Source organism: Promicromonospora sp. CA-289599, from assembly GCF_050936155.1.
In the GTDB taxonomy this organism is placed as follows: Bacteria; Actinomycetota; Actinomycetes; order Actinomycetales; family Cellulomonadaceae; genus Promicromonospora.
Window position 1 is genome coordinate 3,609,381 of record NZ_JBNJNI010000001.1, and the last position, 14,563, is coordinate 3,623,943.

General features: G+C 71.6%; 10 protein-coding genes. 1 reads left to right on the top strand and 9 read right to left on the bottom strand.

From position 1 onward, the window contains the following. Window positions 1–6: 6 nt before the first annotated feature. The 9 genes from ACQEVI_RS16035 to lhgO all read right to left on the bottom strand — a co-directional run bounded on the left by ACQEVI_RS16035 (window position 7) and on the right by lhgO (window position 10,470). Window positions 7–1,110 (bottom strand): DegT/DnrJ/EryC1/StrS family aminotransferase, encoded by a 1,104-nt coding sequence (locus ACQEVI_RS16035; RefSeq protein WP_432900546.1) that lies wholly within the window; start codon window positions 1,108–1,110, stop codon window positions 7–9. Next, window positions 1,107–2,618 carry an oligosaccharide flippase family protein gene (locus ACQEVI_RS16040; protein WP_432900548.1) on the bottom strand — a complete coding sequence of 504 codons (1,512 nt, stop codon included), beginning with the start codon at window positions 2,616–2,618 and terminating at the stop codon, window positions 1,107–1,109. The genes ACQEVI_RS16035 and ACQEVI_RS16040 overlap by 4 nt, the downstream gene beginning before the upstream one ends. Beyond that, window positions 2,615–3,655, bottom strand: coding sequence for a glycosyltransferase family 2 protein (locus ACQEVI_RS16045; protein WP_432900550.1), 1,041 nt, complete (start codon window positions 3,653–3,655; stop codon window positions 2,615–2,617). Before ACQEVI_RS16045 ends, ACQEVI_RS16040 begins: the two co-directional genes overlap by 4 nt. Continuing rightward, window positions 3,652–4,365 carry a NeuD/PglB/VioB family sugar acetyltransferase gene (locus ACQEVI_RS16050; protein ID WP_432900552.1) on the bottom strand — a complete coding sequence of 238 codons (714 nt, stop codon included), beginning with the start codon at window positions 4,363–4,365 and terminating at the stop codon, window positions 3,652–3,654. The genes ACQEVI_RS16045 and ACQEVI_RS16050 overlap by 4 nt, the downstream gene beginning before the upstream one ends. Window positions 4,366–4,372: 7 nt before the next feature. Beyond that, complete coding sequence (locus ACQEVI_RS16055) at window positions 4,373–5,515, bottom strand: DegT/DnrJ/EryC1/StrS family aminotransferase (protein ID WP_432900554.1); 1,143 nt, start codon at window positions 5,513–5,515, stop codon at window positions 4,373–4,375. Beyond that, complete coding sequence (locus ACQEVI_RS16060) at window positions 5,512–6,543, bottom strand: NAD-dependent epimerase/dehydratase family protein (RefSeq protein WP_432900556.1); 1,032 nt, start codon at window positions 6,541–6,543, stop codon at window positions 5,512–5,514. Before ACQEVI_RS16060 ends, ACQEVI_RS16055 begins: the two co-directional genes overlap by 4 nt. Further along, entirely contained in the window at window positions 6,540–7,604 is a 1,065-nt protein-coding gene (locus ACQEVI_RS16065; RefSeq protein WP_432900557.1) for a Gfo/Idh/MocA family protein, read from the bottom strand. The genes ACQEVI_RS16060 and ACQEVI_RS16065 overlap by 4 nt, the downstream gene beginning before the upstream one ends. Window positions 7,605–7,798: 194 nt before the next feature. Further along, window positions 7,799–9,022, bottom strand: a complete 1,224-nt coding sequence (locus ACQEVI_RS16070; protein ID WP_432900559.1) for a glycosyltransferase family 4 protein — start codon at window positions 9,020–9,022, stop codon at window positions 7,799–7,801. A gap of 248 nt (window positions 9,023–9,270) precedes the next feature. After that, window positions 9,271–10,470, bottom strand: a complete 1,200-nt coding sequence (gene lhgO / locus ACQEVI_RS16075; RefSeq protein WP_432900561.1) for an L-2-hydroxyglutarate oxidase — start codon at window positions 10,468–10,470, stop codon at window positions 9,271–9,273. 128 nt (window positions 10,471–10,598) lie between these two features. On the opposite strand from lhgO, the gene ACQEVI_RS16080 reads away from it, so the two are divergent. Continuing rightward, window positions 10,599–14,549 carry a DUF4082 domain-containing protein gene (locus ACQEVI_RS16080; RefSeq protein ID WP_432900563.1) on the top strand — a complete coding sequence of 1,317 codons (3,951 nt, stop codon included), beginning with the start codon at window positions 10,599–10,601 and terminating at the stop codon, window positions 14,547–14,549. Window positions 14,550–14,563: the final 14 nt, after the last annotated feature.

Sequence of the window (14,563 nt, forward strand, 5' to 3'; positions counted from 1 at the left end):
GGCGGGTCAGAGGACGTTCAGCAGTGCCTCGGCGACCCGCTCCTGCTGCGCGGTGGTGATCCCGGGGAACATCGGCAGGGAGAGGATCCGGGGCGCCTGCCGTTCGGCGACCGGATGGTCACCGGCCCGTCCGCCCAGGTAGGAGAAGGCAGGAAGGAGATGGATCGGAGCCGGGTAGTGGATCCCGGTCCCGATCCCCGCCTCGTCCAGGGCCGCCTGGGCCTTGGACCGCTCCTCGACCTGGACCACGTACAGGTGCCACACGTGCTCGTTGCCGGGCACCGTGCGCGGCAGGGTAAGGCCGGGAGCGCCCTCCAGCAGGGCGGCGTACCGGTCGGCCGCGTCCCGGCGCAGGCCGTTCCAGAGGTCGAGCCGGGCCAGCTTGAGCGACAGGACCACCGCCTGCACGGTGTCCAGCCGGGAGTTCGTCCCGATCACCTCGTGCTCGTAGCGGCGGACGCCGCCGTGGTTGCGCAGCTTCGCCAGGTGCTCGGCCACCTCCGCGCTGCCGGTCGTCACGGCGCCCGCGTCCCCGTACGCGCCGAGGTTCTTGCCGGGGTAGAAGCTCGTGCCTGCAGCGGTCCCGAGGGAGCCGGACCGGCGGCCGTGGCGCCGGGCGCCCTGGGACTGCGCGGCGTCCTCGACGACGGCGACCCCCGGACCGACCGCTTCCGCGATGAGCTCGACCTGGGCCATCTGGCCGTACAGGTGCACCGGCACCACCGCCGTCGTCCGCTCCGTCAGGTGTTCGCGGACGGAGGCAGGGTCGAGCAGGAAGTCGTCGTCCACGTCCGCGAGCACCACCTTGGCCCCGGCCCGCAGGACGGCTTCGGCAGTGGCGACGAACGTGTTGGCAGGGATGATCACCTCGTCGCCGGGCCGCACGCCGGAGGCACGCAGGGCGAGCTCGAGCGCGTCGGTGCCGTTGCCCACGCCCAGGCAGTGCTGGACGCCGCAGTACGCCGCGTAGGCCTGTTCGAAGGCGGCGACCTGCGGTCCGAGGACGAAAGCCTTGGACCGGAGCACCTCGCTCAGGCCGGCGTCCACCCCCTCGGCTATCTCGTCGTGCATGTGGTCGAGGCTGACGAACGGTACGGTCTCGGAGGTCATGGGACCACGTCCTTGCTGGGTTCGGGTTCGGGCCGGTCGGCACGACGGGGCCGGCGGGTGAGCCGGGAGAGCAGGGCCTGCCCGGGCAGGACCCCGGCAGGGAGGAGCCGTGCCAGCCACGGCCAGACGAGGGCGGCATAGGCTGCGAACCCGGCGACGCCGCCCACGGTGAGCTGGACCCACGCGTCGGGGGCGACGTGTCGGACCAGCAGGACGACGGCGGCGGCCGGGACCACCGCGGCGACGGGCACCAACAGCGGGACGACGAGCCTGCGCAGCCGGACCCCGGTGCCGTGCAGCGCGTGCAGGAACGCGGGGAGCACGATCACCGTCACCACGACCAGGTGCGCCGCCCCTGCGCCAACCAGCCCGAGAGACCCGACGCCCCACCACATCACCGGTGCCAGGGCGACCAGCCACAACCCCTGCCGGCGCAACAGCTTCCCGGACCAACCGCCCGCCGTGAGGTAAGCGACCCAGACGTCGAACAGGATGCGGAACGCGCCGACCGCGGCGAGCCAGGCCAGGACCCCGGCTGCTGCGGCCCACGCGTGCCCGTACAAGATCTCGATCACGGGACCCGCCAGGGTGCCGAGCAGCATCGATACGGGGACCGCCAGCGCCCAGGTCAGCGACGACGCGGTGACCAGCCCGTCGCGGTCCGCCGTTCCGGTGTCGTCGCTGCGCCGCGCGAACGCAGGCATCGCGACCGCCCGGACGGCGGTGCCGATCACCGAGCTGGGCCAGGACGAGACGTTGAAGGCGAGCGAGTAGAGCCCCAGGAGCACGGGCCCACCCAGGCGTCCGACCAGGACGTTGTCGATGTTGAGCAGGACGAGCGACAGCAGCCCGGCGCACGCGAGTGGGAACCCGAACCGGAAGCCGGACGACGCGACGTCGGACCGCCACCCGAACCGGGGGAGCGTGCGGGTCGTGGCGAACTCGAGCACGACGACGGCGATCATCGAGCACAACCTGCCGACGGCGATCGCCATGGCGCCCCAGCCGGCCAGCGCGAGCCCGACCGCCAGCGTGGTCGAGACGACGAACGCGACCAGCTCGATGAGGAAGAGCTCCCGCTGGCGCAGGTCGCGCTGCAGCCGGGCGAACGGGACGACGCCGATCCCGGCGAGCAGGAGGGTCAGCGACATGGCCCGCACGGCGGGCGCCGCCTCGACGGCGCCCATGAACTCCGCGATGGCCGGTGCGCCGAACCACATGGCGGCCGTGAGCAGCCCCGAGGAGACGAGGGAGAGCGTCGCGATGGTGGGGCCGCGTTCGTCGAACCTGCCGCGGCGGACCAGATCGGCGGCGAGCCCGAGCTCGCTGACGGTCATCAGGATGCCCTGCACGGTCGCGGCGACGGCGAACACGCCGAACGTCTCGGGGTCGAGGATGCGGGCCAGAAAGATGCCCGTGATCAGGGTGCCGAGCCGCAGGGTGGCGTTGTTCAGCGCGCTCCACAGCAGCCCGGACCTGACCTGCGTCCCGAGCGGGGCCGTGGTCATACGCCGTACCTGCGCCACAGCTGCCACCACACGTGCCGGACGGCGCGGCGCGCCAGCCCGCCCCACCGGCTCTCGAGCCAGGCGTCCCAGGCGACCAGCGCCGGGTTAACGCCGCGTCCGTCGAGGAGGGTGGTGGTCTCGGCGGAGAACCGCCGGAACGCCTCGGCGGAGCCGTCGCCCGATGGGTCGCGCGACTCGGCGATCGCGAGCCGGTTCGCGCGGCGGACGATGGACCGCAGCGCCGACTCGCGGACGCGCGCCGGAGGCAGGTGTGCGGGCGGCGTCTCCTCGAACAGGATCCCCAAGAGCGTGCGCTGCTCCTGCATGTCGCGGAGCATCCCGGCGTACTGGGTCAGGTGCATGTTGGTGCCGTGCACCCGGTAGAGCGCCTGGGCCTCGTTGTTCACGCGTCCGACGTCCCAGCGTGCCGCGGTCTGGTACCAGAGGAGCATGTCGCCGGCGTGGGGCACCCGCGCGTCGTACCGGCCGACGTCGTCCCAGGCCGTGCGGCGCATCACCACCCCGGGGGTGTACACCGGGTTGGTGGAGCGGGAGCACATCCAGGTCAGCCACTGACGCCCCGGCCAGGTGGTCCAGCTCCGGGCCGCGCGGTCGGCGCGGGGAGGCTCGTCGGTGAAGTAGGCGCAGTGCCCGTAGACCAGGCCGACCCTTGGGTGACGCTGCATGAGGGCGACGGCGCGGGCGAGCGAGCCGGGCACGAGCGCGTCGTCGGCGGAGAGCAGCACGACGTAGTCGCCCTTGACCTGGTTCAGGCCCTCGTTGTACGTGGCGATGTGCCCCGCGTTGGCGGTGTGCACCACCACGCGGACCCGCACGTCCTGGGCGGCCAGGTCGCGGGCGACCTGCGCGCTGTCGTCATCCGAGGCGTCGTCGATCACCAGGACGTCGACGTCCACGTCCGCCTGCTCCAGCACCGAGGCGACGGCGGTGGGCAGGTAGTTGCCGTACCGGTAGCAGGGGATCACGACCGAGACCGTGGCGCGTTCGGCCGGGGCGGCGGGGCGGTGGAACCTCATCGCGCCTCCTGGGGGGTTCGGAACGGCTGGGTGGCGGTGGTGCGGCGGGGGTCGGCGACGCGCGCGGGGTGTGGCACCAGCCGGCGGGCGGGGACGCCCGCCCAGGTCTCGCCGTCGGGCACGTCGTGCAGGACGACCGCGCCCATGCCGACCGTCGCGCCCGCACCGACGCGGACGCCGGGGTGGACCGAGGCGTTCATCCCGAGGTAGGTCCCCGGTCCAACGACCACGCCGCCGCCGAGGGCGACGCCCGCGGCGAGCGTGGTGACGTCCCCGACCACGCAGTCGTGCGTGACCGTGACGCCGGGCATGGCGATCACGTGCTTGCCGAGCACTGCGTCCGCGGTGATCGTCACGTGTGCCATCAAGATCGAGCCGGCGCCGATTTTGCAGGCAGCAGGGTTGCGGACCGACCGGTCGACGACGGTGGCGAACCCCGCGCTCGGCCCGAGCCGGTCCCGCAGCGCGGCGCGCACCGGGCTCGGGCCCACGCACAGCAGGAGAGCGGCGTCGGGGTGGTCGGGTGCGGACGACACAGGGCCGAGGACCGGCACGTGGTCGTACGGCGGCGGGAGGACCGGCGGCAGCTCGGCGCACCGGTCGTCGAGCACGCCCAGCACCGTGCGGCCCTCCTCCGCCAGCAGGGGCAGCACCTCGCGGGCGAGGCCGCTCGCCCCCACCAGCAGGACCGGCCGGCCGTCGGTCGTCATCGCGCGATCACCCGGCCCGGCGCACGACGTCGACCACGCGGTCCAGGTCGGAGTCCGTCATCTGGTGGAACAGGGGCAGGATCAGGGTGTCGGCCGTGAGCCGCTCGGTCACCGGCAACGGAGCGTGCTCCCGCCCCGCGTGCGCGGGCTGCAGATGGGCGGCCATGATGCCGCGCCGCGCGGAGACGCCCGCCGAGGCGAGCGACAGGAGCAGACCCTCGCGGTCCGTCCCGTACGCGGGCAGCACCTCCAGCCAGAACGACTGCACGTTGCTGGTGCCCCAGGAGGGGTCCTCGACGAGCCGCAGGCCGGGCACACCGGACAGCTCGTCGCGGTAGTGATCGGCGACCTGCCGCCGTCGGGCCACGATCTCGGGGAGGCGGCCGAGCTGCACCAGGCCTACGGCGGCCTGCAGGTCAGTCATGCGGAAGTTGAAGCCGACCTCTCCGTACTCCTCCGGCGGTGACACGAGGGAGCCGTGCCGGTCGGCGGCCGACACGCTCATCGCGTGCTCCCGCAGGCGGCGTGCGCGGGCGGCCCATTCAGGGCGGCTGGTGGTGAGCATCCCGCCCTCGCCGGTGGTGAGGAGCTTGCGGGGATGGAAGGACCAGGCGGCGATCTCGGCGCCCGCCCCGACCGGACGGTCGAGGTAGGTCGAACCCGCTCCGCACGCAGCGTCCTCGATCACCACGATGCCGAGCGGGTCGCACAGCTGCCGGATCGGTGCGAGGTCTACCGGCACGCCGCCCTGGTCCACCACGATCACGGCGCGGGTGGCGGGTGTGAGCGCCGCGGCGACCGTCTCGGCGGTGACGTTGCCGGTGACGGCGTCAACGTCCGCGAACACCGGCCGTGCGCCCACGTACGTGGGCGCGTTGGCCGTGGCGACGAACGAGAAGGACGGCACGACGATGTCGTCTCCCGGGCGGATGCCCGCGACGAGCAGGGCGAGGTGCAGTGCGGTCGTGCAGCTCGACGTCGCGACCGCGGCACGGGCCTGCATCGCGCTCGCGAACGCGGCCTCGAACGCGGCGACGCGCGGCCCCTGTGCCACCCAGCCCGACTCGATCACCTCGGTGACCGCCGCTACCTCCTCGGCCCCGAGCCATGGCTGCATGACGTTGATGCGCGACGGCGTGACGGCGGTCATGACGCGCCCCCGACCACGGCGGCGGCCAGGGCCGGCGCTTCGGGCAGGGACCGTCCAGCGGCGATCTCCTCGCGCAGCGGACGCCACCAGTCGACGAGCAGCCGCAGGCCCTCTTCCAGCCCGATCGTCGCCTCGAAGCCCAGGTCGTCGCGTGCCGCCGTCGTGTCCGCCAGGCGTCGTACCACGCCGTTGACGGCTCGCTCCGGGCCGTGCTCCACGGGTAGGTCGGACCCCATGACCCGCAGCAGGGCCTGGGCCAGCTCCAGCAGGCTCGTCTCCGTGCCGCTGGCGACGTTGTACACGCCCTCGGCGACGTCGCTGGCCGCGGCGAGCACATTCGCCCGGGCGATGTCCGGTGTGCAGACGAAGTCCATGGTCTGCAGGCCGTCCCCGAAGATCAGGGGCGGGCGCCCGTCGGCTATCCGCTCCATCCAGCGCACCAGCACCTCTGTGTACAGGCCGTGCACGTCCATGCGTGGGCCGTACACGTTGAAGTAGCGCAGCGTCACGTAGTCGAGACCGCTCATCGCACGGAACGACCTGGCCAGGCCCTCGTTGAACGTCTTGGCAGCGCCGTAGATCGTGTCGTTGTCGTGATGGTGGTGCCGTTCGGTGGTGGGGAACTCCTCGGCGAGGCCGTACACCGACGCGCTCGACGCCACGACGAGCTTGCTCACGTGATGCTCTGCCGCGGCCTCGACCACGTTGAACGTGCCGTCGACGAGCACCTCGAGGGCCAGGCGGGGCTCCTCAGCGCATTGGGTGATGCGGATCGCGGCCTGGTGGAACACCAGCTCCTTGCCGCGGGTGATGTCGTGCACCAGGTCCCGGTCGCGGATGTCGCCCTCGACGAGGGTGACCCGCCCGTCGGCGAGCGCGTCGTCGAGGTTGGCGCGCCGGCCGCGAACCAGGTTGTCCAGCACGTCGACGTGAGCGGCGCCCGCGTCGAGGAGCTGGTCGACGAGCGTCGACCCGATGGTCCCGGCGCCGCCCGTGACGAGGATATTGGCGCCCTGCAGTGTGCTCATGCGGAAAGTTCCAGTTCTCGGTTGGGATCGGGGGTGATGGCGGTGCCGCCCGCGGCGAGGCTCGCCGACGCCGCCTCGAGGACGCCGAGGACCCGGCGGCCGGCGCGGCCGTCGGTGAGCGGCGCCCGCGCCTGCGTGATCGCGTCGGCCAGCTCGGCGACCATCAGGCCGAGCGCCTCCTGCTCGGGCAGCGCAGGTGACCAGGTGTCGCCCAGGCGGTACGAGACAGTGGCCGCCCGGCGCTCCTCGCCGTCGGCGGCGATCTGTTCGTAGTTGACGCCCCGGTCGTAGACGCTGAGCCGCTGCTGCGGGTTGAGGTCGTCCCAGACGAGGGTCCGCCTGGACCCGCCGATCGTGATCCGCCGGATTTTGGTGGGGCTGAGCCAGTTGACGTGCACGTTGACCACGGCGCCGCTGGCCAGCGGCAGGAAGAGATATCCCACGCAGGCCTTGCCGGTGCCGAGCGGGTCTCCGCCGTGTGCGGCCACCGACACGGGACGCAGCCCGCCGGGCAGCACGAAGTCGACGATTGACAGGTCGTGCGGGGCCAGGTCCCAGAACACGTCGACGTCGGGCTGGACCAGGCCCAGGTTGATCCGCACCGAGTCGATGTACAGGATGTCGCCCAGCTCTCCGACCGCGATGAGATCACGGATCTTGCGCACCGCCGGCGTGTAGCAGAACGTGTGGTCCGTCATGAGGACCAGCCCCCGTGCGTGGGCTTCAGCGACCATCTCGTCCGCTGCGGAGGCGCTGTCGGCGAGCGGCTTCTCGACGACCACGTGCTTGCCCGCACGCAGCGCGGCCATGGCTATCGCGTGATGCGTTCCGGCAGGGGTGGCGATGGCCACCGCGTCGATGTCGTCCCGCGCGAGCAGCGCTGTGAGCGACGTCTCGACGTCGGCCCCGCCGTGCGCGCTCGCGACGCGACCGGCACGGTCGGCGTCGAGGTCGCACACCGCGGCGAGCTCCCAGCGGTCCGACGCCGCGAAGTTGCGTGCCAGGTTGGGGCCCCAGTAGCCGGCGCCCACGACGGCCGCCCGCAAGGTCTTTTGGTCCATGCTGCCTTCTTCCGGTTTCAGCTCGGATCGGCCCGGACAGTCAAGTTCCTGGCTCCGATCAATGTACGTCCCGGTCCTGTGCCGTACCGGCCGGTGTGATTCGAAATCACCCTGCGGACGCGCGTTGTTCACCCGCGCCCGTCTTTCACCCGGGGTGAAAGACAAATGCAGGATGAAATGCGGCCGTCGGGTTTTTACACGTGTGCCTCGGCGGGCGTTCCGGCGCGCCCGGTCAGGCCGTCGAACACCCCCACGTAGGTGGCGGCCTGTCGGCGCCAGGACAGCTCGCCCTCGATCCGCGCGCGGCCGACCGCACCCATGGCACGGGCACGCTCCGGGTCGTCGAGGATCTCGAGGATCGTGTCGCCGAGGGCCGCCGGGTCGGTGCCGCCGACGTATGCCGCGGCCTCGCCCGCGCTGTTGCGGGTCTCGGTCAGGTCCGACGCGACGACCGGCAGGCCGTGCGCCATGTACTCGAGGGTCTTGTTCATGGTGGAGCGCTCGTTGAACTCGCTGGGCGGGTCCGGCGTGACCCCCAGGTCCGCGCTCGACAGCCAGCGGCCGATCGCCACGTGGTCGACCCGTCCGGTGAAGTGCACCCAGGGGTCCAGGCCGCGGCGCGTGCAGTCGGTGCGCAGGTCGGCCAGGGCGTCCCCGAACCCGAGGAGCGCGAACCGCACGTCGGTTCGCCCGCGCTGGTGCACGACGTGGTCGACGGCGGCCAGCAGCCGGTCGACGCCGTCCTGCGAACCCATGATGCCGACGTAGGCCACGAGGTGCTTCGCCTGGCCGCGTGCTCCCGGCTCCGGCTCGCCACGCCGCATCAGGTCGGCGTCGGGGGTGCTCATCACGACGGAGCTGCGCACCGGGTCGACCCGGCCACGACCCAGCGCGATCGCCTGGTAGGAGCCGTTGGTCGAGATGACATGGTCCGCGCTGCGATACGTGGCGCGCTCCAGCAGCAGCAGGGCGCGGTACAACAGGCCCTGGCGGCCGAACTTCGCGACGTACACCTCCGGGCACAGGTCGTGCTGGTCGTAGACGAACCGCACCCCGCGCCGCAGGCGCCAGAGCAGCGCGAGCAGCCAGTAGGTGTCCGGCGGGTTGCACGCCTGGATGACCTGGAACGGCGCGTCCCTGTGCACACGTACCGACGCACGCGCGGTGCGCCACCAGCAGACGACGAACTCGCGCACGTAGCCGGCGAGCCCGTGCGAGTCCGGCGGGGGCGCATAGGGGTGGACGGTGGTCTCGTCGATCTGGAACCGGGCGGGTTCGCCCGGGTTCTCCTGCGGGCAGATGACGCTCACCCGGTAGCCGGCGTCCGTCAGGGCGCGGCACTCGGACCGCACTCTGCGATCGAGCCGGAACGGCAGGTTCTGGATGATCACCAGAACGTGTGGAGCGGCGGAATGCATGAGGGAAGTCTTACGTCCCCGACACATTCCAGAAACCCGTGGAGGGGGTGAACAGGGGTATTCACCCGTGAGTCGTCGGCGGGTTTTTGAGAAAAGATCACCCGAAATCTCATCCGCTGCCGGGATTGCATTTTCTTCCGCCGTGCCCGTGCCGGTCGAAAAGGCGTCCTCGATATTTCATCCGCCCTTGACCTCGTTCAGCGTGGGCGACCACCGCAGCCATTTCGTGCCGTAGTCCCGAGAGCTGCTCAGGCAGCGCTCGCGAACTTGTCAGCGATGAGACCGGCGATGGGGATCGCAGACGTGGCGGCAGGCGACGGCGCGTTGCACACGTGCAGCTGACGCTCCGTCGAACGGAGCAAGAAATCCTCGACCGAGGTGCCGTCCCGCATGATGGCCTGCGCCCGGATACCGGCGGGGTAAGGGCGCAGGTCCTCGAGGCGGAGTCCAGGGCAGTACTTGCGGACGAGCTCGAGGTAGCCCTGCGGGAAGAGCGAGTTGCGCATCTCGTCCACCCCGGTCCGGATGTTCGACTTCGCGAACCGCCACATGCCCGGGAACGTCAGGTACTCCGCCACGTCGCGGGCCGTGACAGAACCGCGGGGATGACGCTCGCGTGAGAAGCCCAGCACGGCGTTGGGGCCGACGGTGATCCTGCCGTCGATCGTCGGGCTCAGGTGGACGCCGAGGAAGGGCAGGCCGGGGTCAGGGACCGGGTAGATGAGCCGTTGCACGACGTCGGAACGGTCGTGCGGTAGCTGGTAGTACTCCCCACGGAACGGGACGACCTGGAAGTCCACAGCGAGCCCGCCCATGGCTGCGATCCTGTCGGCCTGAAGGCCAGCGCACACGACGAGCTTCCGTGTGCGGTACTCGCCTGTGTCGGAGCCGACGACCACCTCCCCCGAGGGGCCCGCGAGCTCACGGATCGAGCGGACCTGCGACCGGGTGATCACCCGTCCGCCCAGCTCGTCGATGTCCCGGGCCATCGCCCGGGCGACCTCGCGGAAGTCGACGACACCGGTGGCTGGGGACAGCAGTGCAGCCAGCCCGCGGACGTTGGGTTCCATCTCCGCGAGCCTGTCGCCGTCGATGCGCTCGAGCTCGATCCCGTTCTCCGCACCACGCACGGCCAGCCGCTCCATCCGGTCGACCTCAACCGCGTCGGTCGCCACGACGAGCTTGCCGATGGTCTTGTACGGAATGGCGTGCTCGTCGCAGAACTCCTTGGTGGCCCGCTGCCCGGCCCGACACAGCCTGGCCTTGAGCGAGCCGGGCGCGTAGTAGAGCCCGGCATGGATGACGCCGGAATTGTGGCCGGTCTGCGCGCTCGCGATGTCGTCGGCCTTCTCCAGGACGAGGACGGCTGCTCCCGGACGGCGCCGGAGCACTTCGCGCGCCGTGGCGAGGCCGACGATGCCGGCACCGATGACGACCAGGTCTTCCATGACTACCTCCGTGTCGGTGGGAGCATCCTGGCAGAGAGCCAGCACGCTTCGTGCCAACGGGTGAACCGGGGGTGAGGTAACCTTCCTCGCTCTGCTTGACTGCTGTTGGCGCTCTTACAGTGGCGAACATGGGCTACTCCCTGGCACGTCCAGCATCTCGGTCCCGCCGCGTACTCCGTGTTCCGGCGGTGTTCGCCGTCGCAGTGCTCGCTCTGTCCTCGAGCCTGCTCGCCGTGGTCCCTGCGACCACTGCCGAGGCTGCCCCGTGCGATCCCGGTGGCAATCCGGTCGTGTGCGAGAACTCGAAGCCGGGCACGTCCCCGCAGGTCTGGGACATCGAGGGTGCGGGCGACTCCAGCATCCAGGGCTTCGCCACCGAGATGAGCGTCGACACGGGCAGCCGGGTCTCGTTCAAGATCGACACGGACGCGCAGGCCTACACGATCGATATCTACCGCACCGGCTGGTACCAGGGGCTGGGGGCGCGCAAGATCGCGGAGGTCACGCCGAGCGCGACGCTGCCGCAGACGCAGCCCGAGTGTGCGTGGTCCGAGCCCGTCGAGCTGGTCGACTGCGGGAGCTGGGCGGTGTCGGCGGGGTGGGACGTCCCGGCCACCGCCGTGTCCGGCGTCTACGTGGCGCACCTGACCCGGCAGGACACGGGCGGTCAGAGCCACATCACGTTCGTCGTGCGCGACGACGGCTCCACCTCTGACTTCGTCTTCCAGACGGCGGACACGACCTGGCAGGCCTACAACACCTACGGCGGCTCCAGCTTCTACCAGGGCGGCGCCAACGGGCGGGCCTACAAGCTGAGCTACAACCGTCCGTTCAACACCCGCGGGCTGGCGCAGGGCCGCGACTTCTACTTCAGTGCCGAGTACGCGATGGTCCGGTTCCTGGAGCAGAACGGCTACGACGTCACCTACATCGCGGGGGCAGACACCGACCGCGACGGTTCTCGGCTGCTGAACCACGACGCGTTCCTGTCTGTTGGGCACGACGAGTACTGGTCGGGCCCGCAGCGGGCCGCCGTCGAGCAGGCTCGCGACGCCGGGGTGCACCTCGCCTTCTTCGCCGGCAACGAGGTCTACTGGCGCACGCGCTGGGAACCGTCCGTGGCGGGCCCGGCGGCCGACCGTCGCACCCTCGTGTCGTACAAGGAGACCTGGGGCCACGCCAAGATCGACCCCTCCACCGAGTGGACCGGGACGTGGCGCGACCCCCGGTACGCGAGCACGGCCGCCGGGGCCGGCCGCCCCGAGAACGAGCTCATCGGCACCCAGTACATGGTCAACTACTCGGACCTGCCGATCACGGTCTCGGCCGAGGAAGGCAAGCTGCGGATCTGGCGGGGCACGACGCTGACCAGTCTTCCCTCCGGGACCTCCCAGGCGCTCGCGCAGCACACGGTCGGGTACGAGTCGAACGAGGACCTCGACAACGGCTTCCGCCCCGAGGGCCTGATCCGTATGTCGACGACCGTCGGCGACGTGCCCGAGTACCTGCAGGACTTCGGCAACTCCGTGGCGCCCGGCGTCACCAGGCACAACATCACGATGTACAAGGCTGCGAGCGGCGCGCTGGTGTTCTCGGCGGGCACGGTGCAGTGGTCCTGGGGCCTGGACCAGCAGCACGACGGGGACGGCGCCCCCGCGGACTCCCGGATGCGCCAGGCGACGGTCAACCTGTTCGCGGACATGGGCATCCAGCCGGACACCCTCGCATCCGGCATCAACCCGGTGACGCAGACGACGGACGTCACCGGGCCGACCACCCAGATCCAGGGCCCGGCCGCGCAGCAGTCGTTCGCCGGCGGGTCGAGCGTCACCGTCACCGGTACGGCCTCGGACGCCGCGGGCCGGGTGGCCGGAGTGGAGGTCTCGCTCGACGCAGGGCAGACCTGGCACCCCGCCGAGGGCCGTGCGAGCTGGACGTACACCGGACAGATCTTCGGCTCGGGAGCGGCCGAGATCCGCGCCCGTGCGGTCGACGACTCCGCGAACATCGGGGCCGCGGCGGCCGTGGGCGTCCAGGTGGCCTGCCCGTGCACGGTGTTCGGTGATACGCCCCCGACGAACGCGCCGGCCGACGACTCGTCCCCGGTCGAGCTGGGCATGCGGTTCGTGGCGGCGGCCGACGGCTACATCAGAGGCGTCCGGTTCCACAAGACCGCGGCGAACACGGGCGTGCATCGCGGCACGCTGTGGAGCGCGGCCGGCGAGCCGCTGGCCAGCGTGGAGTTCACGGGCGAGTCGGCGACCGGGTGGCAGGAGGCGTCGTTCGTCCGCCCGGTCCCCGTCGTCGCGGGGGAGGCCTACGTGGTGTCCTACACCGCGCCGTCCGGCGGTTACACCGCTACCCCCTGGGCATTCCAGGCCCAGGGGGTCGCCGCCGGGCCGCTTACCGTCGAAGGCGGGTTCGGCGCTGCGCCGGCCGGCCTGTATGGCGCCGCCGGCACGGTCCCGACCCAGTCCTGGCAGAACACCGCCTACTACGTGGACCCCGTGTTCATGTACATCGACGACTCCCCGCTGGTCGCCACCGGGCACGCGCCGGTCGCCGGTGAGGTCAGCGTGTCCCTGGACGGCCCGGTGAGCATCACGTTCTCCAAGAACGCCGTCGCGTCGACCATCGGCTTCACCGTGACCGACGAGGCGGACAACCCCGTGGCGGGCAGCGTCTCCTACGACGCCCCCACGCGGACGGCCACCTTCACGCCGTCCGCGCCGCTGGCCGGGTTCGCCGAGCACACCGCGGTGGTCACCGCGCAGTCCGCCGATGGAGCACAGTTGTCCGAAGGTGGGACCTGGAGCTTCCGGACCGTCCGCCCGCCGTCCGCGACGTGCCCGTGCGGTGTGTTCGACGAGACGACGGTGCCGGACATTGAGGCCGCAGCCGACCCGAACGCCGTAGTGCTCGGCATGCGCTTCTCGCCGGGTGTCGCCGGCCAGGTCACCGGGATGCAGTTCTGGAAGTCGGCCGAGATAGAGGAGCCGTTCGTGGCCTCCCTGTGGGCGGAGAACGGGCAGCTCGTCGCCCAGGCGACCATCACGCACCCCGTCGTGCGCGGCTGGCAAGACGTCGAGTTCGACGCCCCCGTAGCGGTGTCCGCCGGGCAGGAGTACACGGTGGGTTACCGCGCGCCGACCGGCCTCTACCCGGCGACTCTCGGTGCGCTCGGGGACCCCCGGACGGTCGGGGACCTGAGCACGCCGCAGAACGCCGGGGTGTACCTCTACGGCTCGGGCCGCCCGACGACCGCGACCTCCTCGAGCTACCTCGTGGACGTGGCGTTCACGCCGGACCCCGTAGCCCCCACCATCGTCTCGCGGACGCCGTCTGCCGGGGCCTTCGACGTGCAGGCGAACACCTCCGTCTCGGCCACGGCGTCCCAGCCGCTCGCGGCGGGCGCGACGCTGACGCTGACCGGACCTGGCGGCCAGGCCGTACCGGGCAGCCTCACCGTCGACGGCGCGACGGCGACCCTGGACCCCACGGCAGACCTTCTGGTCGGCACCACGTACACGGCCCGGTTCGAGGGGACCGCCACCGACGGCGGCACGATCGCGCCCACCACATGGTCGTTCACCACGCAGGCTGCGGCCGGCGAGTGCCCGTGCCGGATCTTCGGCGGTGACGTGCCGCCGGTGGCGTCGGCGGACGACGGCGCGGCCGTCGAGCTCGGCACCCGGTTCTCCGCGGACCGCGACGGCGTCGTCGGGGCGGTCCGCTTCTACCGGGGACCGAACAACCCCGGGCCGCACACGGTGAGCGTGTGGTCCGACGGCGGTACGCGGCTGGTGACGGCCGAGGCGCCCTCGGGTGGGGGCGAGGGCTGGCAGACGGTTCCGCTCCCCGATCCGGTGGCCGTCACGGCCGGCACCAGCTACGTCGTGTCGTATCTCGCGCCGCAGGGCGGCTATGCGGCCGGTGCGGGGTACTTCGCGCAGCAGCGCGTCATCGGTCCGCTGACCACGCCGGTGGACGCCGGCCGCTTCATCTACGGCGGCGGTTTCCCGCAGTACTCGTGGCAGGGCACCGGGTACTGGGTCGAGCCGGTGTTCACGGACCAGTGACCGGGACATATGAC